At 57.8% G+C, this 24,148-nt stretch carries 18 protein-coding genes and 3 pseudogenes; 3 read left to right on the top strand and 18 right to left on the bottom strand.

Annotated elements, in window-relative coordinates:
- Positions 1 to 507: 507 nt before the first annotated feature.
- From ACIU1A_RS01975 to ectB, 17 genes and pseudogenes are all read right to left on the bottom strand, one after another.
- On the bottom strand, positions 508 to 1,245 hold the full coding sequence (locus tag ACIU1A_RS01975) for a LuxR family transcriptional regulator (protein ID WP_404928083.1): 738 nt from the start codon (positions 1,243 to 1,245) through the stop codon (positions 508 to 510).
- Between the two features lie 650 nt (positions 1,246 to 1,895).
- The gene (locus tag ACIU1A_RS01970) at positions 1,896 to 3,302 is read right to left on the bottom strand and encodes an aminotransferase (RefSeq protein ID WP_404926428.1); all 1,407 of its coding nucleotides are present in this window, start codon (positions 3,300 to 3,302) and stop codon (positions 1,896 to 1,898) included.
- A gap of 566 nt (positions 3,303 to 3,868) precedes the next feature.
- Positions 3,869 to 4,165: a DUF6527 family protein gene (locus tag ACIU1A_RS01965; protein WP_404928082.1), complete on the bottom strand. Its 297-nt coding sequence runs from the start codon at positions 4,163 to 4,165 to the stop codon at positions 3,869 to 3,871.
- Positions 4,166 to 4,320: 155 nt separating this feature from the next.
- Positions 4,321 to 5,562, bottom strand: a complete 1,242-nt coding sequence (locus ACIU1A_RS01960; protein WP_404926427.1) for a HesA/MoeB/ThiF family protein — start codon at positions 5,560 to 5,562, stop codon at positions 4,321 to 4,323.
- Between the two features lie 208 nt (positions 5,563 to 5,770).
- The gene (locus tag ACIU1A_RS01955) at positions 5,771 to 6,196 is read right to left on the bottom strand and encodes an E2/UBC family protein (RefSeq protein WP_404926426.1); all 426 of its coding nucleotides are present in this window, start codon (positions 6,194 to 6,196) and stop codon (positions 5,771 to 5,773) included.
- Positions 6,196 to 6,441: a multiubiquitin domain-containing protein gene (locus tag ACIU1A_RS01950; RefSeq protein WP_404926425.1), complete on the bottom strand. Its 246-nt coding sequence runs from the start codon at positions 6,439 to 6,441 to the stop codon at positions 6,196 to 6,198. Before ACIU1A_RS01950 ends, ACIU1A_RS01955 begins: the two co-directional genes overlap by 1 nt.
- Before the next feature lie 205 nt (positions 6,442 to 6,646).
- Positions 6,647 to 7,144 (bottom strand): Lrp/AsnC family transcriptional regulator, encoded by a 498-nt coding sequence (locus ACIU1A_RS01945; RefSeq protein WP_404926424.1) that lies wholly within the window; start codon positions 7,142 to 7,144, stop codon positions 6,647 to 6,649.
- A gap of 68 nt (positions 7,145 to 7,212) precedes the next feature.
- Positions 7,213 to 8,758: pseudogene (locus tag ACIU1A_RS01940) on the bottom strand (fumarate hydratase).
- A 6-nt stretch (positions 8,759 to 8,764) separates the two neighbouring features.
- Positions 8,765 to 10,198: an NAD-dependent succinate-semialdehyde dehydrogenase gene (locus ACIU1A_RS01935; RefSeq protein WP_404926423.1), complete on the bottom strand. Its 1,434-nt coding sequence runs from the start codon at positions 10,196 to 10,198 to the stop codon at positions 8,765 to 8,767.
- 189 nt (positions 10,199 to 10,387) lie between these two features.
- Positions 10,388 to 11,314, bottom strand: a complete 927-nt coding sequence (locus ACIU1A_RS01930; RefSeq protein WP_404926422.1) for a LysR family transcriptional regulator — start codon at positions 11,312 to 11,314, stop codon at positions 10,388 to 10,390.
- A gap of 163 nt (positions 11,315 to 11,477) precedes the next feature.
- Positions 11,478 to 12,392 carry an HpcH/HpaI aldolase/citrate lyase family protein gene (locus ACIU1A_RS01925; protein WP_404926421.1) on the bottom strand — a complete coding sequence of 305 codons (915 nt, stop codon included), beginning with the start codon at positions 12,390 to 12,392 and terminating at the stop codon, positions 11,478 to 11,480.
- A gap of 132 nt (positions 12,393 to 12,524) precedes the next feature.
- Positions 12,525 to 13,676, bottom strand: coding sequence for a CaiB/BaiF CoA transferase family protein (locus tag ACIU1A_RS01920; RefSeq protein ID WP_404926420.1), 1,152 nt, complete (start codon positions 13,674 to 13,676; stop codon positions 12,525 to 12,527).
- A gap of 32 nt (positions 13,677 to 13,708) precedes the next feature.
- Entirely contained in the window at positions 13,709 to 14,944 is a 1,236-nt protein-coding gene (locus ACIU1A_RS01915) for a methylaspartate ammonia-lyase (protein ID WP_404928081.1), read from the bottom strand.
- A 1,338-nt stretch (positions 14,945 to 16,282) separates the two neighbouring features.
- A complete protein-coding gene (locus ACIU1A_RS01910; protein WP_404926419.1) occupies positions 16,283 to 16,504 on the bottom strand; it encodes a GNAT family N-acetyltransferase in 222 nt (73 codons plus the stop codon).
- 121 nt (positions 16,505 to 16,625) lie between these two features.
- A pseudogene (locus ACIU1A_RS01905) lies at positions 16,626 to 16,953 on the bottom strand (chorismate mutase).
- 204 nt (positions 16,954 to 17,157) lie between these two features.
- Positions 17,158 to 18,000, bottom strand: coding sequence for a hypothetical protein (locus ACIU1A_RS01900; RefSeq protein ID WP_404926418.1), 843 nt, complete (start codon positions 17,998 to 18,000; stop codon positions 17,158 to 17,160).
- Complete coding sequence (gene ectB / locus ACIU1A_RS01895) at positions 17,990 to 19,252, bottom strand: diaminobutyrate--2-oxoglutarate transaminase (protein WP_404926417.1); 1,263 nt, start codon at positions 19,250 to 19,252, stop codon at positions 17,990 to 17,992. The genes ACIU1A_RS01900 and ectB overlap by 11 nt, the downstream gene beginning before the upstream one ends.
- A gap of 823 nt (positions 19,253 to 20,075) precedes the next feature.
- On the opposite strand from ectB, the pseudogene ACIU1A_RS01890 reads away from it, so the two are divergent.
- The 3 genes and pseudogenes from ACIU1A_RS01890 to ACIU1A_RS01880 form a co-directional block, all read left to right on the top strand.
- Positions 20,076 to 20,892 (top strand): annotated as a pseudogene (locus ACIU1A_RS01890) (IS5 family transposase); the annotation flags it as partial.
- A 70-nt stretch (positions 20,893 to 20,962) separates the two neighbouring features.
- Entirely contained in the window at positions 20,963 to 21,094 is a 132-nt protein-coding gene (locus ACIU1A_RS01885; protein WP_404926416.1) for a hypothetical protein, read from the top strand.
- 851 nt (positions 21,095 to 21,945) lie between these two features.
- Positions 21,946 to 22,329 (top strand): hypothetical protein, encoded by a 384-nt coding sequence (locus tag ACIU1A_RS01880; RefSeq protein ID WP_404926415.1) that lies wholly within the window; start codon positions 21,946 to 21,948, stop codon positions 22,327 to 22,329.
- Positions 22,330 to 22,403: 74 nt separating this feature from the next.
- Here ACIU1A_RS01880 and ACIU1A_RS01875 read toward each other — a convergent pair whose 3' ends face one another.
- Complete coding sequence (locus tag ACIU1A_RS01875) at positions 22,404 to 23,639, bottom strand: ATP-grasp domain-containing protein (RefSeq protein WP_404928080.1); 1,236 nt, start codon at positions 23,637 to 23,639, stop codon at positions 22,404 to 22,406.
- Positions 23,640 to 24,148: the final 509 nt, after the last annotated feature.

The raw sequence follows: 24,148 nt of genomic DNA, 5'->3' as shown, positions 1-24,148 counted from the left end.
GAAATTGCGCAGTGCTCGCGCCGTGGCCGCCACTGCTTTGGCTACAGCCCCCTCCTCGGCGCCTGACCAGGCATCCAGGAACTGCCAACGGCAACCTCAATTCGGTTCATAGGCATCGGTTTTGGCCGGTCGGGGGTCTGATGCGACAAAAGGAATCGCGTGCCGTTAGGGTGGGCAGTAGCCAGAGCAGCACGTCATCGAGTGCCGCTCCCCACCCACGAGTAACAAGTGTGTAGGTTTTCGGTGAAGCTGGATATTCAAATAGCCGGCGCCCGCCACGGTTGACGCTCGACGTCAGCAGTATGGGGCGAGCTATCCTCATAACCATGCAACGCGGACTAGCGTCGGAACGAGACGCCGACTGAGCCCTTTGAGTGCAAACTGTGACGGGAATATACGACTGCATCGCGCCTGACCACGCCGGGCGGAACAAAGGGTCTCAGCATCCCTTCGCCGCTGTTAAAATGCTGCGACCGATGGCCCGAGCACAGCGGATCAAAGAGCTACTCAGAGGATCGAGCTCCCTTGGGACCCCAAAAGGGCTATGGCCTGATTTTGCGTGCGCACGCCCAGCTTCTTCTTGGCGTTCTCCAAATGGAATGCGATGGTGCGCGGCTTAATGCCCAAGATGCGGCCGGTTACCCAGGCTGAATTGCCGCGCGCTGCCGACCGCAGGCACACATATTCGCGCGATGTCAGCAAGATCCCATCCACGGTTCGATCGCCCGGCAGTTTGCGGCGAACGCAACGATGAAAGCAGGTGGCCATCAGCTGAAGAGCTTGTTCGTACCGCTCGATGACCCGAAGAAATACTGGACGAGGCTCATCGGCGGCGAAAGTAACCGCGGCAATGCGGCCTCGTAGATCGACGATTGGGATCGTCAATCCGCAGCGGATGCTGAATTGGGCCGCCTCATCAAATAGCTGCTGTTGAGCCGGCGACATCTTACCGCCCCACAAATCCGATCCCCATTGAAACGGGCGGCCGCCCTTTCGAGCACGCAAGATGACAGGATCGAGCTTCTCATACTGATTTTCCAGATACTGCATGGCCCAGCGAGGTGGGTAATTCGAAATTAGCCTTGGCTTGCCGGAAGGCAGTGATGGCAAAGACAGGTACGCAAAAGAGAGTAGGTCAAATCTTGCGGCCGCCTCAGCCAAGGCTTCCCGGAAATCTGCCTCATCGAGACTCCGTGACAGTCTTTCAAGGAATGTCTCGAAAACAAGTGGCATGTCCCTCGTCATAGTCGCGCTCGCTTCTTCCCTTTCTGCACGCCTCCCGGCCGCCGCGTGCATGGCCGGACAACTGTCATTGACTTCGCAGGCCTCGCGGAGCTGATCAGCAGATATGGCCACACTGGGCTTGAGATGTGAGAATTCACCGCCGCGATTGTTCTGCTCCAATAGATGATGGAGGACGATATCTTCGGCGTGGCCGCTCCGTGGAACGGTGGTGATGGCGCGCTGCAATGGCGTAAAGTCGCGTCTAAGTTCGATCTGCATCCCAATACGCAAATCATCTTTGAACGCCCGATTCCCGACGGCCCATTGTGATCCTGATGGGGTGAATCAAAAGCGCGCCCTGCCGGCGGGGAGGTACACCGGCAGGGCGCGCCGCACAAAGGCCCTGGTTGTTGGGGGACAGGACAGTGGCGGCAGAACTGGTTCGGTTACAACTTGCGGGTAAAGTGGTCCGGAGCATGCTCAGGATCAGAAATTCAACTGTTTGGGTTTGCTCGGCGCAACAGAATACAGTCAAGCCCAGCATCACCCAAGGACGGCCTCTGACGCAGCCAGATCTTTACGACTGGTCCGTGCAGAGTTTTTCATGGGATAATATGACAGCATTCTGGCACATGGTCACGCCAGTGCTCACTCCCGCCGAATTTGGAAGTTCATACGGCACCCTCGGTCTTCAGCGCGCGATATGTGGCATCGACCGATTTCGCGGTCGCATCTACAATGATGTCGATCTCTTTTCGGGTAATGATCAGAGGTGGCGCATAGCCGAGGATGTCGCCATGCGGCATGGCCCGTCCGATCACACCATTTTCAAACAGAGCAGCTGCAGTGCGCACCCCGACCTGAAGGTCGGCTTCAAATGGTATCCTTTGCTTTGGGTCCCGCATCATCTCTACTGCGCACAGAATACCCACTCCGCGAACTTCACCGACGATGGGATGTCCCGCCAGCTCAGCCTTCATCCGGTCTTGCCAATACGGTCCAACATCGCGAACATGCTCCAAAACATTTTTTTCTTTAAGCAGTCGAATGTTGGCGAGCGCGGCCGCAGCACACAGCGTGTGCCCCGAATATGTCCAGCCGTGCCCGAGTGCGCCATGCTTTTCAGTCCCTTGTTCCAAAACCGACCAAACACGATCGCCAATGATTGACCCGGATATAGGGAGGTAGGCGGAACTCAACCCCTTGGCGATCGTCACGAAATCCGGGCGCATGTCGTACAGGTGGGAACCGAACTTCTCGCCGGTTCGCGCGAAGCCGCAGACCACTTCATCGGCAATGAGAAGGATATCGTATTTGTCGAGCACCACTTGAATGGCCGTCCAGTACCCTGTAGGGGGCGGGACAATACCTCCTGTCCCAAGTACCGGCTCTCCGATAAAAGCCGCAACCGTCTCGGGACCTTCGGCCAGGATCAACGCTTCAAGCTCATCAGCACAGCGCCGGGAGAACGTTTCCTCGCTCTCCCCGGTATGCGCCTGGCGGTAATGGTGCGGGGTGGTCGTATGGCGCACCAAATCCAGAGGCAAGTCGAAGAAATTGTGAAAGAAGGGAAGCCCCGTCAGGCTACCGGTGACCAATCCAGATCCGTGATAGCCGCGATTTCGTGAGATGATCTTTTTCTTTTCGGGCCGACCGAGGATGTTATTATAGTACCAGACCAGCTTTATGTTGGTTTCGTTGGCATCGGAACCGGATAGGCCGAAATAGACCCGTCGCATGTTCCGTCCGAAATACTCAACTACCGCCTCTGCCAAAAGGGCGACCGGCTCCGTCCCCTGGCTGGCATAGACGTGTGCGAACGGCAGCTCATGCGCTTGCCGGGCGATGGCCTCGGCAATTTCCGTGCATCCATATCCCATATTGACGCAGTAGAGCCCTCCGAAACCGTCGAGGCTCTTCCTGCCTTCGGTGTCCCAGATGTAGACGCCTTCTGCACCGGCCATAATCCGATTTGGCGTCTCGCCTCGGCTGTGCTTGGCCAGATGGGTAGACGGATGAAAGACGAAGCTTCGATCCTTCTCCCGGAGTTGCTCGGTTCCCAGATTGCTCAAGCGCATGTTCCCTCTCCTCCCAACACAATGGCGGAGGCACTCGGCCGGCCAGCTCATTGGCAAGCAGTATACCGGAAAGAGGGCTCGAGTTTCGCGGGAATGGACGTTTTTCGCCGACGATTTCGCGGAATCGGGATCCGATGTCGTGGAAATCAGGCCTGAACGTGACTTTGCCAATCAGCGGACGCCGAGCCACCTTGAAGGTGATCACAGACCTTTCGCGTAGGTCAGTAATGCGTGCGCACGTTCACGAGGTTTTGCACCTGCTGCCCGCCTTAAGAAGATAGCCGCCCCACGGTTCCGGGCCATTCGGTATCAACCGCTCGGTCGCTCGAAACGCGCTGATGTGATATCTTTATGCCGGACCACCGAGCCAAATGATGAAGCTTCATACGCATCCCTGGATCAAATGGTCGACGGCAGCGTCCACGCGCAGTATCTTGAGCCGAGAACAGCGGAGGCGGCTTTCAATTGTGTTGTCGTAACTACATGCGGTGATTCGGAGCATCAACGTGGGACCACGGCAACGGCCGTCGTCACACGCAAAAGCGTCGTTGAGTGCAGGACGTGGTCTAGAGTTTCCTGGCATAAATGTCTGGTCGAGCTCGCCAAGGCTCAACGCCGGTGTCTTCACACCAGTAGACTCTCCCGTCGTCAAGCCAGAAATGGCTTAGGCATCCTTTGGTTCTCCAAATCGAGGGATGCAACGTTGGCCGACCCTCCAGGCTGACCTCGATGCGCCACCTGGGGTTATGTGGCGGATGCGTGGGTAACGAAACCACATCGCCACACCCACAGGGGCACCTAAAGATCGCCCAGTATGGTCGGCCTTTGTGCACAACACTGATGAACTGTCCTGGCGGAACCATGTCATTCGAAGGCGTCTTTTCCACTTCCGCGCAATGGGGGAAAAATACGTCCGCTGACCGTTCCTCGGGAGGACTTTGGGACCTCGGTGTTTTCTGACTGTCTGGACCGAGAATGAGCCGAAGCAGGAGTGATCGCAGCCAAATCCACACGTGATTCAACACGGCTTGCCGAGTGACGGCATGCTGAGCCGGTACCCATTCTCATGCGCTAGCAACAAGCCATCTGGACCGCAGCAAAAACAATCAGCGTTGTCTTTTGGCATATTGCTGTAAATTGCCATGTGCACGAAGTCCCACCATATGTTGTCACGGCGGATATCGCTCGGAAGCCCCCGATAGGGGCGCACCAGATCAAACAATGTCGCTACGGCCATGTCCGCCGTCGCACTGGTGAAGGGCCCGACTCCGGGTGCCCGCTCCCCGCCACCGACCAGATAGTACTCCGCTCGGAGTGTTTCTGGATCCAGCTCTGCCAGTTCCGGACGCGCCTTCAGTGCACTCTCGTAACTGAGCTTTTCCTCCGTAACCACGCCTTGGCATCTTAGGCACCCGCCAGATTCGGGAAGAACAGTGCTAACCCGACCTCTATGGTCACGTAGGTACGGCTGGCGCTCCTGGTCAAGACCAATGTTGCCGGTGAGCCCGCAATCGATAAGCCCTTGACAATAATAGTACACTGCCTGATTGAGAACTTCTCTTCCAGCGACATCGTCGGTGCAGCCGAAAACCAGATCAGCGCTGGAAATGGCATCGACCGCCTCTCCAGATTCATTAACATAAGCCTCAATGGCAGCGACAGTAACCCCCACCCCCAGATCTCGTATGTACTGGGCTAACGTGGCAGCTTTGCTCTCCCCCACATCGGAACGGCGATATCCGCGGACTCGGTTGAGATTGCTGTCTTCGAGCAAATCGCCATCGATGATGATGAGTTCGCCTACCCCCGCACGTGCGATGAGTGTGGCAACTGAAGACCCGGTTCCGCCTCCTCCGACGACTGCCACGCGCAACGATCCGAGCTTCTCGTTGAACGGTTCGCCAAAGGCTGCCTCTTGGCGCCTTAGCACTTCCGGGGGTGCAGCATCGCCGGTCTTGGTCAAATGAACTGCCAGATTCGTCCCGAGCACACAGACGTGCCGGGCGTCAGTCACGCGGTGAGCGGCCGCACCCGGCCGAACTCTCGCACGCCAATGACCGTCGGCCAAAATCAGAGCCACAAGAGATACCTGAGGGCCGTTGCAGCCAGCGTATCCCCTTAGAATGCTGTGTTCGTTCTGATCATCCTTGATCGAGAAATCCAGAACGCCACTTGGGTGACTATGGGCGAATCCCAATTCGAGCCGCTCCTGCTCGCAGCGAAAGTAGACGTCTTGGAACTTGCGCAGATTAATGCGCAAGTGCGCAGGGAGCTTTCCAGCACCCAGTCGCCATCCATCTCAATCACGTCAACAGCCAGGAAACGCGCCGACGGCGGCAGACCCAGTACAGTTCTCTCCATTTTGCGGAAGAGAACCAGCGCGCCGCGCTCGTAACCGTCAGGGTGCCCGGTCAGCCAGCTCTTCAGCCTACCCTCGAGAGAACCTGCAATCGAAATGCGATGTCCGTTCATGAGCGCCTCGCGTCGGGGTATTTCAACGCCCACGAAACCCGGTCCATAATGGTCTGGACGTCGTCGACCTTTGGCTTCCACGGATTATTACCCCAGTGTCTGGACCACCGGCAAAACACCATCCCTTTATGAGTACGGGTATCCTCATTGGGACCAGGACCGCCGGCATTTGGGATCGCCTTACCGTCAGCCCGATGGAGGCGTGGGTGAACCCAGAACATGTCACCCCCCGAACTATTGTAGTTCTGCGGAATGACGTACAAAATATCGGCCGCGTCGACCGGCTTCCCATCGGCCAGATAGATGTCTCTCGGCAGCGGAAAGTTTTTGAAAATAAGAAAGCGGGCCGCCCCTTCTTCTTCAAAGTCGACACCGGCTTTCTTAAGTATCTCGTAGTCAGAATCAACCAATAGGGGGGACATTACCGATTACCCGCCTCCGAACTTGCATCCTGGGCGTAAAACTTTTCGATCCCCGGCTGTCGCAAATCGATTGAGTCGTCACGCCCCACCAGTCGGCCGGGCTGGCCCGGTATTTTCACATACAAGTCCATGCTATCTGGGATGCCAGGACCTACGCCTCTTACCTCAGCGCCGGTTATGGACTGGTTGCCCCACTCGTAATTTTCGTTCTCGATTTTGAATTTGAACTTCTCTTTCGGAGCCACAGGCTTCTATCCTTCTTTCACAATTGCTCGATTTTCGGCTTGATCAGGCGCATCATCCTGTCTCTCCATGTTTGGCTGATGGGAGACATGGTTCAGCTCCCCCTTATAAGGGAGCCGTTCTTTTGTGTTTCACGGGAATGCGCGTGTTTGACCACGGAATTCGCGGAATGGAGATCCAATCCCGCGGAAAACAAGGCTGGGGAGATTAGCGCTGCCGTAGTGAAGACAAGGGAATCGGCCCGTTGGATTTCACAGGTTTCGTAACGACAAGGCTATAGTATTGATCGATCCCCAGGCCCGCCTGCAGCAGCCCCTCCATGAAATCCTGATAGGTAGCCATGGAAAGAGTTGCAACGCGCATCAGATAATCGATCCTCCCGCCGATCGCCCAGCAATCCAGGATTTCCGGGAATTCTTGGATGGCAGTCTCAAAGTGTCTTTGGTCCTCGAGACGATGACGGTCCAGCACGACCTCCACCATCACAAAGACCATGCCACCGATCAGGGCTGGACTGAGCCGCGCGTAGAATCCCTCAATGATTCCTCCAGCTTCGAGTGCACGGAGCCGATCCGAGCACGCCGACGCCGACAGATGGACGCGCTTTGCAAGCTCGCTTTTTGAAATTCTACCGTCTGACTGAATCGCTGAAAGAATCCGGATATCCCACGCGTCGAGGCGCACAGGATTGGGTTTTACCTTCATGACCTCTGCTCTAGTGCTGTTGTCGACGTGGAAGTGATGCGACCTCTCGCCATCGGGCTGGGAAAGGCTCAAACGCCAATATTTCGTGCGATGCTGTCCGCTGCCATGCGCTTACGCCATTCAAGAGGCCCCGAATTGTGAATGGAGTTTCCTTCGACATCGACAGCCATGATGACCGGCATATCTTGCACCTCGAATTCATAGACTGCTTCCATGCCGAGGTCTTCGAAGGAAACGATCCGCGCCGCCTTGATCGATTTTGAAATGAGGTAAGCAGCGCCACCCACTGCAGCAAGATAGGGCGTCTTGTGTCTTACAATCGACTCGATGGCAGCAGGGCCCCTCTCCGCTTTGCCCACCATCGCGAACAGGCCGGTTTCGGCGAGCACCCTTTCCGTAAAATCGTCCAAGCGGCTGGCGGTAGTTGGACCAGCGGGTCCGACGACCTCATTCCTCACTGCCCGAACGGGGCCGACGTAGTAGATCACTCGTCCACGCAAATCGACCGGAAGCGGCTTGCCGGCATCGATCAGCTCGACCATTCGTTTGTGGGCGGCGTCACGGCCCGTCAGCATCTTTCCGGATAAAAGGAGGGTTTCCCCGCAGCGCCACGATGCCGTTTCTTGCTTCGTCAGCGTATCGAGGTTGATCCTTCGTATGCCGGCTGGACTCAATTCGTCGGTTCCAATGTCGGGCCATTCGCGCAAATCGGGCGGCTCCAGCCTGATTGGTCCAGAGCCATCCAAGGTAAACTTCAGGTGCCGGTTCGCGGCGCATTGCGGAATGAGCGCCACGGGCTTGGAAGCGGCATGGGTAGGATAGGTCGCAACCTTGACGTCGACGACTGTCGTTAGGCCGCCAAGGCCCTGGGCGCCGATACCCAGCGCGTTAATCCGTTCATAAAGCTCAATCCGCAGTGCCTCCTCCGCGCCTGAAGGCCCTCTGGTGATCAATTCCGCCATATCGATGGGCTGGTTCATGGCCTCCTTAGCCAGAAGCATCGCCTTTTCAGCGCTACCACCGATGCCAACGGAGATCAGTCCGGGCGGACACCACCCACTGCCAAGCGTCGATACTGTGTCAATCACCCAGTCGGAAACGGAGGCGCTGGGGTTCAAGGTGGTAAAACGTGCCTTGTTTTTCCGACCCGCCGCCTTTTGCGGCAATGGTGATCTCAATCTGGTTACCTTGCACGAGGTCGACGTGGACGACTGCCGGCGTGTTATCACGGGTGTTGACCCGTCCGGCAAGCGGATCGGCAACGATCGATGCCCGAAGGGGGTTGTCCGGGTCGAGATAGGCCTGACGGACGCCCTCATTCACGAGGTCTGCGAAACTGACCGTTGATTTGATGCGGGCGTCCATTCCAACCTTCGCGAAGACCACCACAAGTCCAGTGTCCTGGCAGATCGGCCGCCGCCCAAATGCCGCCATGCGGGAGTTCAGCAGAATCTGCCCGATGGCATTCTTCGCCGCAGGACTCTGTTCGCGCGTGTATGCGTGAGAAAGAGACCGGATATAATCTGGAGGGTGATAGTATGAGATATACTGAAGAGCGTCGGCGACGCTCCTTGTGATGTCCTTGCCAGCAATGGTCCGTGTGCTATTTCCCACCGGATTTCATCCAAATGAACCGAGGCCGTTCACCATTTTCAGGATTTGGAAGCTTCGCACCCCCTGCTCGCCTCCTTCATAGCCATAGCCGCTCTGTTTGACGCCCCCATAAGGCGCGTCCGCGGAAACCCCTTTCAGGTAATTCACACTGACAGCTCCTGCGGAAAGACTGTTGGTCAGCTTTTTTTGCGTATCGGCAGCGCCCGTGAAGAAGTAAGCGGCCAACCCATACTCGGTGGCGTTGGCTTCCTCGATCGCCTCCTCGAGCGTGTCGAACGGCGCCACCGTGAGGATCGGCCCGAACGGCTCTTCATGAAGCACTCTCGCTTCCTTCGGTACGCCCGTCAGGATGGTTGGCGGCCAGTAGAAGCCCGGTCGGTCGAGGCGGGCACCACCGGTCTCGATGCGAGCGCCGCGTTCGACCGCATCCGTGGTCAGGCGTTCCATGGCCTCAATCCGCCGTGCGTTTGCCATCGGCCCCATTTCCGTTACAGGGTCGTCTGGTAGCCCGATCTTGATCTTGCGAGCCGCATCCGTCATCCGGGACAGTAATTCCTCATAGAGAGACCGAGCGACAAGAATCCTGCTCGGCGCATTGCAGCTCTGCCCAGCGCATTCGAACTTGTATTCCGAAATAGCCGGGATGGTCCTTGCCAAGTCGGCATCCTCGCAAACAACAACCGGCGAGTGTCCACCGAGTTCAAGGATGCAACGCTGCAAGTTATTCGCGGCGAGCGTGGCCAGTTGTTTTCCAACCGCGGTTGAGCCCGTGAAAGTCAAGACCTTCACGATTGGTGAACTGAGCAAATGCCGCGATATATTCACTGGCACACCGAAGACCAGATTGACCACGCCGTCGGGGATGCCTGCTTGGCGCAATGATTCAACGATATGGACCGCAACGCTCGGGGTCTCTTCAGCCCCTTTGAGGATCACCGGGCAGCCTGCCGCAAGCGCGGGGGCGAGCTTGCGGGCGATGAGAACGGCTGGATAGTTCCACGGCGTAAAGGCAGCAACGACACCGAGCGGCTCCGGGACGACCATCCGGTTCGGCCCCATCGAAATCGGGGCCGACAGCTCGTCGGCATGCCTGCCGTTCCATTCCAGCGTTTCGACGGCGCGTGCGTATTCACCTTTCGCTTCGGCAATCGTCTTTCCTTGTTCGGCCGACAGGTCTCTGGCTGCCGCTTCAATCTTCGTTGCCAAGATTCTTGCGGCTGCTACCAGGATTTCGGCTCGTTCTTTTGCAGGCCGTGAAGACCAAGCCTTGCGGCTGCGTTCTGCCGAAGCGAGAGCCTCATCCAGATCCGGCACCGTCGCCGAGGCCACCGAGGCAAATACCTCCTCCGTGGCTGGATTAATCACCGGCAATGTGGCTTTGCTACCACCGGCTCGCCATTTGCCGTTTATAAAGAGCTCGTTGCTCCTAGTGTCGGACATGCGCGCTCCACTGCACTGAATTGCCAGGCGAGCACCGTTCGATGTCGAAACCGCTGAACTGTCGCCTGAGCTAGTTTCATCGTGACGGTCGGGCGGGTCAAATATCGATTAGTGCCAAAATCCATCTGGAATCCAGATCGATCTGATCCGATGGCAAAAAAAGGCCGCGTTTTATAAGAACGACGGCCGTCAGGCCGCGTCAGGAACGGATGCTGCCCAGCGGCGGCTCTCTATCAACTCTCTGGCGACCTTCGGAATGAGCTTGCGTATCGCGGAAACGGCCGCAGAACGCTCGTCTTTCGGATTTACCGCAAGCACAACGGAGCGGGGGATCACCGGATCGACAATCTTGACCGTCCGAACCAGCCCTTGAGAAGCCTCTTTCTGAACCGCAGACGGGGCGAGAATAGAATGGGCTTTCCCCTCCATCACCATGTTGATGATCGTTGAAAGCGAATCCACTTCAAACTTGACGTCCAGCGCGCAACCGTGTTGTGCGACGACGTCAGCCACAGAACGCCTGACATTGTTGTTGCGCATGGGAACAGCCAGCGGGAATGCATGCAGGTCAGCCAGAGATATCGCATCTTCGAAAGGCGGCTCACCGGACGGGACCACCAAACAAAGGTTTTCGCGCGCTAGCACCGTCATTCGCCCTACACTGTCTGCGGTGCGGTAGAGAACCGCCAGATTGAAGCGCCCGGCAGCCATCCACTCCTCTAGCGGTCCAGTCATACCCTCGACCATCTTGAGGGACACCTTGGGCAGTTCGTTTCTTACCGACTCAAGCAGCGGACCGCTTAGGACTCGAGCAGCTCCAGACGGAATGCCAATAGTCACCTCCCCTGCCGGGGAAGCAGTTGTGTTGGTCAATTCCACCTCGGTAAGTCGAATTTCCCTGAGAATCGCCCGCGCCCGCTCGAGGAGCTTGGCTCCCGACACCGTGACACTCACGCCGGTCCTATCGCGTATTAGCAACTGGGTACCGAAACCTTCCTCCAGTTGACGCACATGTAGGCTCAGCGCACTCTGGGCGACATTGAGGAAGCCTGCGGCCTTCGTAAAACTGCCTGCTTCAACCACGCCGACGAAATATCTTAACTGCCTGATTTCCACCGGTACTCTTCCGAGGGCCAACTCCAATTTATATAATCTATCTCGAAATGCGATGGCGCGATAGCAATAATTGTGCCACGCCGCAGAGACCCGCTGGCGACGCAATTGGAGGCCCGCGACTTTCTTGTGATGTCTCGTCCGGTCTCATCAGTTGGCGAAGGTCTCAAAGTTCCAGCTCAGCTTGCGCGTCCAGGGCAAGGATTTCACGGGCCCTTCGAATGATCGGTGCATCGACCATCTTTCCATCCAAGGCGAAAGCACCTCTGCCCAGCGCCGAGGAATCGTTTTCCGCCGCGACGACACGATGAGCCCACGCGAGTTCTTGTACGCTTGGCGAGAAAGCCTCATTGAATATGGCCACTTGTGTCGGATGGATCGCCAATGCTCCAACAAAGCCAAGCCGCCGCGCACGCGTCGCGGCTTCACGAAGTTTATCACCATCGGAGAACTCGCCGATGCTCCCGACGAAGCCCAGTGGGAGCAAGCCGGCCGCACGGGCGGCAAACAAAACGGAAAGGTTCGGAGCCAACAGAAGGTCGAACTCAGGAGAGCCGCCGACAGCGGCACTGAAGTCTTCGGGACCGAGCGCCATTGCGACCATCCTAGGATGGGCCGACGCAATGGCCGCCAGCCTTTGCAAGGCACCCGGGGTCTCGATCTGGGCAAGGAACCGGATGCGTCCCAGCGGAAGATTTCTTTCCCGTTCAAGGTCTGAAACGGCATTCGCGATCTCTAGAACCCACTCCGCCGAATCCGTCTTCGGAAGTACAAGCGCATGGACGCCTGCCATGACGGCTGCATCGAGATCGGCCGCCAGCGCGCGGAAACCACGATTCACGCGGACTAAAACAGATGCGCCCTTGCGGGACACTTTTGCCACGGAATCACGAAGCTGCCGCCGTGCCTCTCCCTTCTGATCTTGCGGAACGGAATCCTCAAGGTCGAGTATGACGCCATCCGCACCCCGCTCATGGGCCATCTCCACGAAGCGCGGTACGTGAGCGGGTACGAAAAGCAGCGATCTCCAGCGCGGTACAGATTTCTCGCTTCCAATGGCCGCGCAGGTGTCTTTGATCATGAAGTCCCCTCTGCGCCCGGTTAAGCGAGGGCGGTGGCAGTGAGTGTTCTTGGCGGCCGATACGCTGAGATGACCGGAGGGACACAGGCTCTTTGGAAATCGCCTGCGCACTCACCTTGCCGGGACACGCTCTCACGCTGATGCGGCTCTGTCGCGCAGAAGCCGCAGGACCTCCCCGCGGACAGCCTGGGTATGAGCGCCAAGAGCCGGAACTGGGCGTAGCGAGGGCTGCTCATAGTTGAAAATTGCCGCCGGCGCGATCGTCTCGACGGTCCCTTCAGGCGTGCCAATCTCCACTCTGCGGACATGTGGGTGTTTTGAAACATCCGCCACTTCGCTCAGTCGGCCATATGCCAAGCCGGCCGCCTCAAGCTCCTGCATTGCTCCCTGGCAGGATAATTCAGAGAACCGCCTTTCAATGATCTTATCAAGCTGCGCACGGTGACTGAGGCGCTCCATATTATCGGCAAAACCAACTGCGCGTGTAAGTTCCGGCTGCTTTAGAAACTTCTCGCAAAAATTCACCCATTCGCGGTCATTCTGAACCGAAAAGATGACGTCCTTGCCATCGGCACAACGATAGGCGCCATATGGCGCCAGTGACGGGTGTTTCACACCGGCGCGTTCCGTGTGGTAGTCGCTATAGTCGTTTTGCAGAACCGGAACATTCATCCAGTCAGCGACAGCATCGAACAATGACACCTGAATGCTGGTCCCTTCGCCGGTGACCTCGCGGTGATACATCGCCTGAAGAATGGCGCTGTGCGCTGTCATGCCCGCTGAGATGTCACAGACCGAGACCCCGACACGCGCGGGCCCTTGTTGGTTGCCGGTGATTGCACATAGACCTGTTTCGGCCTGGACGATGAGATCATAGGCCTTCAGGTGTGAATAAGGCCCTTTGTCACCGAAACCCGAGATGTCACAGGTTATCAGGCGCGGAAATCGGCGACGCAGGTCAGCAGACCCGAAACCTAGCTTTTCGATGCTGCCCGGCTTCAGATTCTGGATAAAGACGTCAGCAGCGGCAATGAGCGTGTCGAGGATCTCGCGGTCTGCCTCCAACCTCAGGTCCAGACACACCGATTCCTTACCCCGATTAAGCCAGACGAAATAAGCACTCTGCCCCCGGACCAACTTGTCGTAGCTTCGGGCAAAGTCACCTTCGGGCCGTTCGATCTTGATCACCCGGGCGCCGGCATCCGCGAGCCTAGACGACGCGTAAGGCGCGGCCACGGCCTGCTCCACGGCTACGACAGTGATCCCCGCAAGAGAGTTCTGCATGCGACACCGCGCCTTTCATCAACGTTCTTGGCTCAAACTCGACGCCGGTTCAGCATAGCCATCAATCGGTTCTGCTCGTTCCCAACGATGGAATATGCCTCGTCGACACCCATTCCGGGCTTCGCAAGCATCATGTCGGCCTGGGTTGCCACCGACACGTGGACAGAAGCCTGGGCGGAGAGATCCGTCTCGGTACAGCTTCCCCCGACATAGGCCCCTACCCCATTCTGCTTGCAGATGAGAACGGCGCGCGCCGTATCGGCGATTGAGCCGACATCGGGTGTCTTGATCTGGACCAGATGGGTCGCTTTGGCTTCGGCAAACAGCCGAATATCCTCAAGCGTATTGCATCTCTCATCCACAACAATGCGTGCGCTGGAACCCCGATTGTCCAAAATCGATACGATCTTGGCATAGCTCTCAACCTGCGCTTGCGTCGACCCAAAATCCGCCGGGGACTCGATGTTGAGCAGAAAATCGGGCACGGTATCTGCAACCTTGCAGATAAAATCGGCAATGCTTTGCGGCTCCAGGCCGATTTCCTTGCCGATCCAGCCGTACACATCGAAATGCAGCACCGGATGATACCCCGGGCGGCCAAGTTGGCGCGTGCGCATTGCAACCCACTTGACGAACTCCATGAAAAGCTGGCCTTCGACGCCGAATTTCTGCCGCGAGTTGATTAGGCCGTGCGGAAGCACATCCACTGCCTTCAGGATCATTTTGTCGACGTTGATTTCGCGAGCGTCACCGCTCTGGCAGTAGATCGGCACTCTGCGCGTCGGCAGCGGTAAGTTAAATTCACTGCATATGATATCCGCCATGGTCGTACGGTGAAGTTGAGCCGCTGCGCGAAGGAGCGCCTGGCTGACGCCATACTCAACCGCGAGAGGTAGCCGCTTGTGTTCGTGGGACTCGAAAACCTTCGCGCAGGCATCAAGGTAGCGAGACGCATCGATATCGAGGAGACGCGGGACTACAACCCGTGACGTCAAATCCGAGATTCGATTGATGTCGAACAGAGGATCGCGTCCGCCAGCTCCGGAGTACTGCACGCCCATCATGTCGCCCCATGCGACTGTTTCGTCCTCAAGGACAAGCCCGACGCTGAGAGACGCCGCTGGAGTTCGGATGGCCGAAAACCCCAATATTAGCGGTCTACCAACGTAAGTGAAACCATCCTGGACGGCGCCAGAGCGGATAGCGTCCTGGTCGTCATAGAAAAACGCGCCGTTGCCCGGCACGAGAATGACATCCTTGATCCGCACTTTCGGTTCGCTCAATTCAATCGCACCACAGTCAGGTCTGTGCAGCCCAATTGCTGCGCACATGTTTATGACCCACCCAGCACCGAGTTCACCAATATAAAGTCCCGTACTGTACCATCGCGTTTTGAGATGGGTCTGCCGCTACGCAACCCAGGTGTCCGGCGGCTTGCCAAGCTTCATCACTGCCCTCAACCGATCGCGCTCAATGACGTGCTTCATCCAAGTCTGAACGGCCTCCCCAACGGGGTCACCTCCTCGCCAGCCGGGACGTATAGACCAGATCGAATAGCGCACACGGTACCTGCGGCTGGCGCGCGAACATCAACGGTTGAAGCCAAGAGAGATTTCAATTGAATATACGGTACCCACCAGCTCTTCCGCCTGAACTTTCATCCAGCAGCGAGCACCGAGGTTCGAAAATCCCTCGTGTGGGAGAGTTCAACCTGTCAGAGACCCGAGTTTCAAGCGCACGGACGGCGCTACCACTACTTGAGGGTGAAGTTCCATGTACGCTTTGGACGAGCCCGAGCGCGTTGATGGCGCTGCGCACGCCAGCTTCGTATACTTCCAAGCCTTGGTAGCTGACTGCCCCTCCTCAGTAAACGCGATACCGCCTCAGCGATGCGTTCGGTTATCGATCCTTCCACGCTACCCGGAAAGCTGCGCTTGAGATTCAATCCATCTATCGGAGTATGGCGACGCCAAGCCCGAATGGAAGGCGGGTTCACCCGATAGAACGATGGTTCTTCCACATGTCTGCTCTTGGCAGCCAGTCGATGAGTCATCGGGCTACGATCGGACCTTCTAGTTCGTCAGAGCCACTAAAGTCTAACTAGTCGGCCGTGAACATTGAGGCTTTTCAGGCCGGGATGGGTTTTGGCCGGCTTTGGAGGGGCGGCGACTGCTGATCCCGCGCATAATCTCGAAGCTCTCCCAACCTCATGCGTGCATGCCGACACGTATAGAGCGGCGCGGGTGCTCGGCACTGGACTCTCCTGCGCTATCTTCGCAATGGACAGAGACATTCCGCAACCCAAACTGGACGACAGCATCGGTTTCAGGAGCCAAGTTGCTCGATGAAGCGGCTGTCACGCGGGGCGGGACGACGACTGATAGTAGGAGCGCCTCTGGTGCCGCACAGATCAGCCGGATTTTCAGTACCATATGTCTTCCTTTCGATGATGGCTCTTCAGGCCGGCGATCTATTCCGGAAACGCAAGTACGGCTCGCCGCAGAGGGTGGTTGGGCGGAAGGGGTGTAGCACCGAGTCTTTTCGCTACCCTCTGGGACGGCAGATCCTCGGGATGGATGAAGCTCATGAGCGGCGGCAGACCGAGGTCAAACGCGGTCCAGACCTGCACGCGCCGCGCGGCTTCCACCGCGGCCATCGAAACCGGCGTAGAGCCTCCAGGCGAGCTCCGGCTCGTCGATGGAGTACGGGTGCCACAGGCCTGCAAGGCCGACGACGGAACCGGTTTCCTTCAGTTGGACGGCAAACATGCCGTAACCGCTCAGCACCCATTCGCCAAGCATGGCGACGAAAGCGTCCACCCCTCCCATTCGCTTTTCGGCCCGCCCATGTCGCGTATGCGTTCCTCGTCGGCGAAGTGGGCCGCTTGGGCGGCGAAGTCCTCCTTCCGCCAGCCACGCAGCACTAGGCGCTCGCTTTCAAGCCTTGGGATCATGCCTGCGCGCCTTGCCCTGGAGTGCTCCACTGCCGTTCTGGGCGACGATCGCCTCTTGAGCGGACAACCTCGCGGATGATGGATTGAGAAACTTCTCCGCGAAATCGAGGTCCGGATGCGTATCGGCCAGCCGTCGAAGGCGGGCGATCTGCGAGCGCTCGCGCTCGACGTCGGCCGGCAGGTTGTGCTCGGCCTGATCTGCTCCATCGCTTTCGTGCAGCGGAAGCGCTCGGCCAGCATGAGGATGAGCGTTGCGTCGATGTTGTCGATAGAAGCGCGCAGCTCCTTCAGCTGTGCCTGAATCGGAAAAGTGGCGGCGCTCATCCCCTCCCCATATTTCTCCGCGGCAGGCCGCCACCGCTCGGCATTCCGGAGCAGCGTCGCCAGGGCGCAAGCGCGACAAGGTCGACGTGCTGAGCAGCCAAGGTGGATTGCCACGGATAAAGAAGCTTGCGTCGGCCGGTCCCGTGGGCGGCCGCCCTACGGCGAACTGCCGACATAAGCCGGTCAGACGCTACGACATTGACGTTAAGTCCACCAGAGAACGAGATCCGGCCGCGCGAACCCGAAAAAGCTGTTCAGCACCAGGCGGCGTTTTCCATTGCCTGATTGACCGGTGACCCCGTGAACGAAACCGCCATCGATCAGGCAGATATCCCCGGGGTTGAGCTGGAACTCGCGACAAGGAACGGCCTCGAGATAAGCTGCCGAGTAGGGATAGCCCGTGGCCTCAACACTCTGCGACTTTCGGTCGGCGACCGTCGGCTTATGGCTCCAGAGCCGCAGATTGCCACCTTCCTCGGGCACGCTGGGATATAAGTTGAGTGCTGCAACGATGTTGTGGGCCACCGCAGAAAGCTCGTAGTCGTTGCCAGCACACAGGACTTGAGCGACGTCGTCGTGGGGGTCTAAGGAAAATGTGCCGCTGCCAGACCAACTGAGAGCGCGACAAACATTAGCCTGACCGTGTTCTGATCGGGCCAGCCGCAATTCAATACCCTGGTTGTGAAGCTCGCGCTTCAATGCGTCGAATATTCCTCGGACCGGATCAACCAAATTCTCAAAAAGGGCGTCGACGAACGGTTTCGCATTTTTCGACTCCGCGAAATAGGTGGCTGCATCCTTCCTGTAGTGGGATGCGCCCACATATTGTCCGGGGACGCCGTCTTTGCGCTCCTTGAGACCGGGACTGCCAACAAAGTTCGTGGTGATCTCCTCGGCCAATTCGGTGCTGAAAGCTGGGCTGATGTGCAGAGCCGTGATCTCGCCTTTCAGGACCGAGATGATCTCCGCAGTGCTGATCGAGCCTGTTCGTTCTTTGATCGTAAGAGGCGAGATTGCCGGTATTTGAGCTACTTGGTTAGTCGCCATTGGTTTTCTCCTGTAGTAGTGCCTGATCGAGGATGGCAATGCCGTGATCGAGTTCGTCATCTGAGATGGTTATCGGCGGAAGGACTTTGATGACGTCGCGATTTGGCCCCGAGGATTCGATCAGGAGGCCGCTTTCGAACGCGACATCGTGCACACGGCCAACAACGGCCTGTGACCGGCACTTGAGGCCGACCATCAGACCACGGCCGCGCTTTTGTTCGATGCACTTGGGGAATTTCGCAACGAGGCGATCAAGGTGTTCTTGCAGTTTGACAGCCGTCCGCTCGACGGCTGTAGTAAACTGCCTATCGGACCACATTGCGCACATAGCCGCGGAAGTCACGAAGGCGAGATTATTGCCTCTGAAGGTCCCGCTATGTTCTCCCGGATTCCATATGTCCATGTCGGGGCGAATCAGAACTATGGACAACGGATTACCTGAACCGCTCAGCGATTTCGAAAGACACACGATGTCTGGCTCGATTTTCGCGAACTCGAACGAGAAGAAATCGCCCGTTCGTCCCGAACCTGCCTGAATGTCATCGACGATGAAAACCACGTCGTGCTTACGGCAAATGCGCTGAATTTCTGAGAGCCAAGGTGCGGATGCGGTGTTCATGCCGCCTTCTGCCTGGATGGGCTCCAGTATGATTGCGGCCGGCTTTTCTATCCCGCTGCCTGGGTCGCCCAACACGTGATCAATGTAACTCGCGGAATCGAAACTTTGGTGCGGATAGTTCTCATAAGGGATACGGATCACATCGTGGCGAGCAACGCCGCCAAGCTGTCTGGTTGACGCTGAACCCGACACCGCCAAGGAGCCGAGCGACATGCCATGGTACGAATTTGTGAAGGCCATGACACTCGAGCGGCCGGTATATTTTCGCGCCAGCGCCAACGCCGCTTCGTTAGCGTTTGTCCCGGTTGGCCCAGGAAACTGTATCTTATAAGACAGGCCCCGAGGCTTCAGGATCGACTCGACAAACACTTCGATGAAATCACGCTTTGCGGCTGTATACATATCAAGAGACAAGACAATATTTTTATCCGTGAGATATTGAATTGCCGGTGCCATAATATCTGGATTGTTATGACCGTAGTTGAGCGCGCCGGACCCTACAAGGAAGTCAATATAGGGTTTGCCGGACTCGTCCCAGATTGTCGCCCCAAGGGACTTGGTAAAGACTGCTGGAAACGACCGTCCATAGCGACGAACGTTAGACTCGTAAGCTGCGAAGATGTCGATATCCATTAAAGGGCCTCTCTGTATGCGGCTCGCGATCAACGCTGCCGGTTCTATGTTCACGCATTCCAAACCATTGAGTTATACAATTAGCTACGGCCAATCTCGGACTTAAACGAACATATCATGGTCAGCAATTTGCATTCGCAAAGAGTCCGTAAATTTGTTTGACAAATCCGTTGCACGCTTTGGGTATCGACAGCGTGGCAGTCAGTACCCGGCTTTGCTAGCAACGCTATCGCGGCGTTGTTGGCGAGGGCGACCGACACAACCGCACCGCTATTTTCCAGCATGACTGCAACCACGATGCTTGGTTATTTCTCTAGGTCGGCCGTGACGGGATCCTTGCCGACGAGTAGCTGGGGCAGATAGCGATTTCTCTCCTCGATGTGTCGGCGAGACCGGTGCTCGCTTGGGGTTTGTTTTGGAACGGAGCGCGCCAGACCGCGAATTGACGACAGAACTGGAACTGAGCGCGGCCTCTAATCGTGGCTGCGGTGGCGGTGATTGCGCTGCTCCCCGGGCGGCGCGGTGGTCCACCTCCTGGCTTCACGGCATATACAATGCCTCAGTCGGCCCTCGCGAGGTGATGGCCGCACTGCAGGCCACGGGCCTAGCACGCGAGTGGTGTTCGGCACCCACGAGCCGACGCAGAATCGACGGCACCTGCTTCGAAAAGGGGCGACGATGCGGCTGTCGACCATCCGGTGTTCGCCATCGCACCGTGTGGTGACGATGGCGCGGCTCTTGGAGCGCAGCACGACTAAGAGACCGTTTTGAAAATCGGTGGCTATGGGTTCCGTCTGAGGCTTGGTTGTGATTCAAGCTTTAGATGTGGACAAAGCAGAGCCGTGGCCGGATGGCCCAGATCGCCAAGAAGACCAAGCCCCCCGTCTGATTTGACGGACGAGGAGTGGGAGCAGTTCGCGCCACCGATGCCCAGGCCTGGGCGTCGCGGCCGTCCGCGCGAGGTTGATTTCCGAGAGATGGTGAACGCCGTGCGCTACCTGGTCCGCTCCGATTGCGGTTGGCGGATGCTGCCGATCCATTTCGGGCCCTGACAAACGGTCTACGGCTGGTTCCGCGGGTTGGCGCGGCGTTTTCTGTTCCAGACCATCCACGAGTGGCGATGATGCTGGATCGCGAGCGCGCCGGGCGCGAGGGCAGTCCCACGGCTGGCGTGATCGACAGCCAGTCGGTCAAAGCTCCGCAAGCTGAACAAGGGGTTACGACGCCGGCAAGAAGATTGTCGGCCGAAAGCGACACATTGCCGTCGATACGATGGGCGGCTCTTGATGGTCAACCTCACCACCGCCGATATCTCCGACAGTGCCGGCGCTCAGGCGATCCTGGACGGCATCCACAAGCGTTGGCCTTGGGTGAAGCATCTGTTCGCCGACGGCCCCTATGACAGGCTGAAACTCATGGACAAAGCCGCATATGTCGACCTCGTGGTCGAGATCATCCGTCGAGCCGACGACCAGAAGGGCTTCCAGATCCGGCCCCGCCGCTGGGTCGTCGAGCGGACCTTCGGCTGGATGACAAGATGGCGCCGCCTCGTGCGCGACTACGAGCAGCGCATCGACGTCTCGCAAGCCATGATCCTTGTCGCAATGGGCGGCAATCTCACCCGCCGAAATGCTCATCCATTTCAAAGCGGACTCTTAGTTCACTGCGATCGAAGTCGCGGTTGTACAGCCCAAAATCAGGCGGCGCTTCGTGGCCAGCAGCGACAGGGATCATGATGGCCCGATCTTCCCCAACCTGACCAGGGACATCGTTCAAACCGGTCCGAACCAGCTCTGGGTCTCCGACATAATTTATGTCGCGCTGCCGGTCCGCTTCGTCTAGTCGCAGTCATTCTCAGCGCCGGTCGCGCTGGATCGTCGGCTGCGCAAATTGGCCGATCGATCCATGCGCGGCTGACGATGGCAGCCTTGAAGGCGGCCGAACGGCGCCACCCGCCGTCCGGCTCCATTCACAATGCGATCGGGGCTCCCAATAGGCCGCGCAGATTTACCGCGAAGCGCTGGAAACAAACGGCTGACGAGCTCGATGGGTCGCAGAGAGCTATCCTTACGACAACGACCAAGGCGGAGAGCTTCATGAAGATGTTGAACGTGGAGGCGGTCCACCCGATGGCCTTCTAAACCGTCGACGACGTCATTGACCACTCTCCCCCGCTTCATCGAGGGGGTCTACAACAAAAACAGGCTCCATTCGGGTGCTTGGAAAGCTGAGCCCGCAGCAGGTCGAGGATCAACACATCCGGCAGACTGGCAAATCAGCAGCCCTGATATCTGTCCACCCCAGGGGTGCACTCCATCAGCCGGAGAATCGGCTCCCAATTTTGACCCACCCTGATGCTTTTTGCGACGGCCTGCACATGCGGCATTCGACAATATGAGACAGCGGAGGAGACGGCGTTTCGTCGGCAAAGACTGGCAATACAATCGCGGCCTCTGCAGATGTGCAGCCACCGTGTCTGCAGCCGGTCGCCTGCACGCCGGCGGTTTAGAAGGGTCAGATCGAGGACCGGTCGGGCTGGTGCGCGAACACTTCTTCACGCCCAGGCTGCGCTTCAAGACCTATGAGGAATTGAACGCATGGCTGCAGAATAAATCTCGTGGCCTACCCCAAGGCGCACGTCGAACAGCCACAACGCTCGACTAGCAAGTGTTCGAGGAAGGCGCGGCAAGCTGGTGGAGTATCGCGGTCCCTTTGACGGCTTCCGCACGGTGCCGGCCTCGATGTCGAAGACCTGCACGGTGCGCTTTGACAACAACAAATACTATGTGCTGAATCCCTGGCATTGGGTTGCGGTGCTCGTCAGTAGCTTGGCACATTGCGCAATGGCACGCCGTGCGAAGGGTGGGTTCTTCCCTCGGCCATGGAGCGGGGTGCGGCGCAAACTCAAGAGCGCACATCACGGAGACCACCAGATGGTGGCGATCCTTAGGGCCGTTCTCAGCGACGGGCTCGATGCCGTCGAGGCGGCGCGCCAGGAGGCGCTCGACCAGAACGTCTGCTCATCCGCCGCCATCATCAACATTCTCGCCCCCGACGTGATCCGGCTCCGGCGGTGACCATCCTTAGCGACCATCATCCCTTGCCTGGCGCTGACTGCGCTGATGCGGTCAGTGAGTAACCGCCGATGCTCCTACTCGCCAAGCGACGGAAATGGTGTAATCGACCAGCTAATTAAGTCGACCGCACGCTGAAGTATCCTCTCGGTCTGAGCGAGGTTGGGTGACGCGGCGGTGACGTATCCCATTTTCTCGCGGTAATCGCCTTTCCTGACGATCGGCGTCTTGGGTTTAATATACATTTTGACCTCGGCAACACCTGGCACAGCAGCCGCCCGACTGACGCCATCAATCCAATCGAGGATGCCGTCGCGATCAGGAAGCAGGGACCTCGTGGCCGCAGTTTGCCAATGCTTTCTGCGCAAATCACATTCATCGCCGGTGGCAAGCTTGATGTGCTCGGTGATGAGATCCACGCCGTAGGCTAGTTGAACCAATTGAGGATCGGGTGCGCCAACAAGACGCGGATTGACTTCAATGACGACTGGGCCACGCTTGGTCCACCGGAGTTCAACGTTGGTTGGCCCCCAGCCAAGGCCGAGAGCTCGCAAACAGCTCCTCGAAACCTCAGCGATATGTTTATGCTCTTCATCGGTTAGCTCGGCCGGATAGGCGACCCCACGAAATACGAAATGCGGTGGAAGGCCGGAGTCACCGGTGGCAATCCCAATAACCTCACTTCCCATTGTGTGGACGGTATAGTAGGGGCCTTCTGCGAATTCTTCAACCAAGATCCTCGGAGACGACCGCCATATGTGCTTCCCGCCCAACAAATAGGCCGTATGTTCGGCTAACTCATCGACGTTGCGGCACAATCGGACCCCGCTGCTGCCGCTGCCGACGGCTGGCTTAAGAACTACTGGAAGCCCGATCTCCGCGGCGGAACTTTCTACGTCCGTCGCATTCGCTGCCAAGCGATAAGCAGGTATTGGAACCCCCTCCCCCGCGAGGAGCTGACGTTGAGTGAATTTGTCGCAGCATTGTTCAACCGCCGCGGGGTTTGGTCCAGGTAGATCGAAATGCCGGCAGAGCTTGCCAACTGTCGCATAGACCGACTCGTCGTCGCCCGAAAAGCCCGTAATGCCAGCAATGTCATAGGTCGCGTGCAGCCGGGAACATTCGTCGATCAGCGCATCGAGATTGTCTGTATCGAGACGGATTGCCTCAACCCCTTCCGCCGCAAGATAGTCGTACTGAGTTGGATCTGCCGACAGGGTAATTGGATGAAGACCAAGACGCTTAGCCCCTTGGACGTATCGCAGACCACTACCCCTATGGCCTTCAACCAGGATAAGCGCTCTTCTTGTCATTGCGTCGACCTCAATTGCGTGTTTTGTGCGGTGGTTTGAGCGGGAACAGGCATCACCTTTTTTCGTGCCCAACCTCAGGCTAGCCGTGACGATATAGCAGTGTTAGCGATTGTGCGGTCGCAAAGGTTCTGTAAACTTGTTTGACGGATCTGTTTCAATCGTTTTGGCTAGCGCCGGTGCGGCAGCTAGCGGCGCGAGGAACTTGAATGGTTGTCGGTGTCGGTCACGCCATCAGCGCGTTTCCTTTATCTTCAGGACGCCGAGGTCGGTGACGATTTGATCGACCACGCGCTGGCCGGTCAGCGGCAGGGTGCACGCGTTTTCGATTCGCCTGCCTTATGATTCATGACGACCACCACCACCCGCTTCACATCGCGACGAGTATCGGTATCCCTAATACGTAGTCCGCCATAGATATGTCTCCAGTGCAGGTGAGTCGTAAGACCGTATGTCCGTCTCTGTCGGTGAGGTGGCTCGCCCTACACTGCGCGTCCGAGGATTGCTCGGAC

It is taken from the genome of Mesorhizobium maamorense (assembly GCF_044998965.1).
Taxonomy (GTDB): Bacteria; Pseudomonadota; Alphaproteobacteria; order Rhizobiales; family Rhizobiaceae; genus Mesorhizobium.
This window is presented reverse-complemented; position numbering and strand designations above follow the sequence as displayed.

What these genes read in the sequence shown, in the direction of transcription:
- ACIU1A_RS01965 (WP_404928082.1), bottom strand. Translation starts at nt 4,165, where the DNA reads ATGGTTCCGCCAGGACAGTTCATCAGTGTTGTGCACAAAGGCCGACCA.
- ectB (WP_404926417.1), bottom strand. Translation starts at nt 19,252, where the DNA reads ATGGATATCGACATCTTCGCAGCTTACGAGTCTAACGTTCGTCGCTAT.
- ACIU1A_RS01920 (WP_404926420.1), bottom strand. Translation starts at nt 13,676, where the DNA reads ATGCAGAACTCTCTTGCGGGGATCACTGTCGTAGCCGTGGAGCAGGCC.
- ACIU1A_RS01970 (WP_404926428.1), bottom strand. Translation starts at nt 3,302, where the DNA reads ATGCGCTTGAGCAATCTGGGAACCGAGCAACTCCGGGAGAAGGATCGA.
- ACIU1A_RS01955 (WP_404926426.1), bottom strand. Translation starts at nt 6,196, where the DNA reads ATGTCCCCCCTATTGGTTGATTCTGACTACGAGATACTTAAGAAAGCC.
- ACIU1A_RS01945 (WP_404926424.1), bottom strand. Translation starts at nt 7,144, where the DNA reads ATGAAGGTAAAACCCAATCCTGTGCGCCTCGACGCGTGGGATATCCGG.
- ACIU1A_RS01935 (WP_404926423.1), bottom strand. Translation starts at nt 10,198, where the DNA reads ATGTCCGACACTAGGAGCAACGAGCTCTTTATAAACGGCAAATGGCGA.
- ACIU1A_RS01900 (WP_404926418.1), bottom strand. Translation starts at nt 18,000, where the DNA reads ATGGCGACTAACCAAGTAGCTCAAATACCGGCAATCTCGCCTCTTACG.
- ACIU1A_RS01875 (WP_404928080.1), bottom strand. Translation starts at nt 23,639, where the DNA reads ATGACAAGAAGAGCGCTTATCCTGGTTGAAGGCCATAGGGGTAGTGGT.
- ACIU1A_RS01925 (WP_404926421.1), bottom strand. Translation starts at nt 12,392, where the DNA reads ATGATCAAAGACACCTGCGCGGCCATTGGAAGCGAGAAATCTGTACCG.
- ACIU1A_RS01910 (WP_404926419.1), bottom strand. Translation starts at nt 16,504, where the DNA reads ATGGGAGGGGTGGACGCTTTCGTCGCCATGCTTGGCGAATGGGTGCTG.
- ACIU1A_RS01975 (WP_404928083.1), bottom strand. Translation starts at nt 1,245, where the DNA reads ATGACGAGGGACATGCCACTTGTTTTCGAGACATTCCTTGAAAGACTG.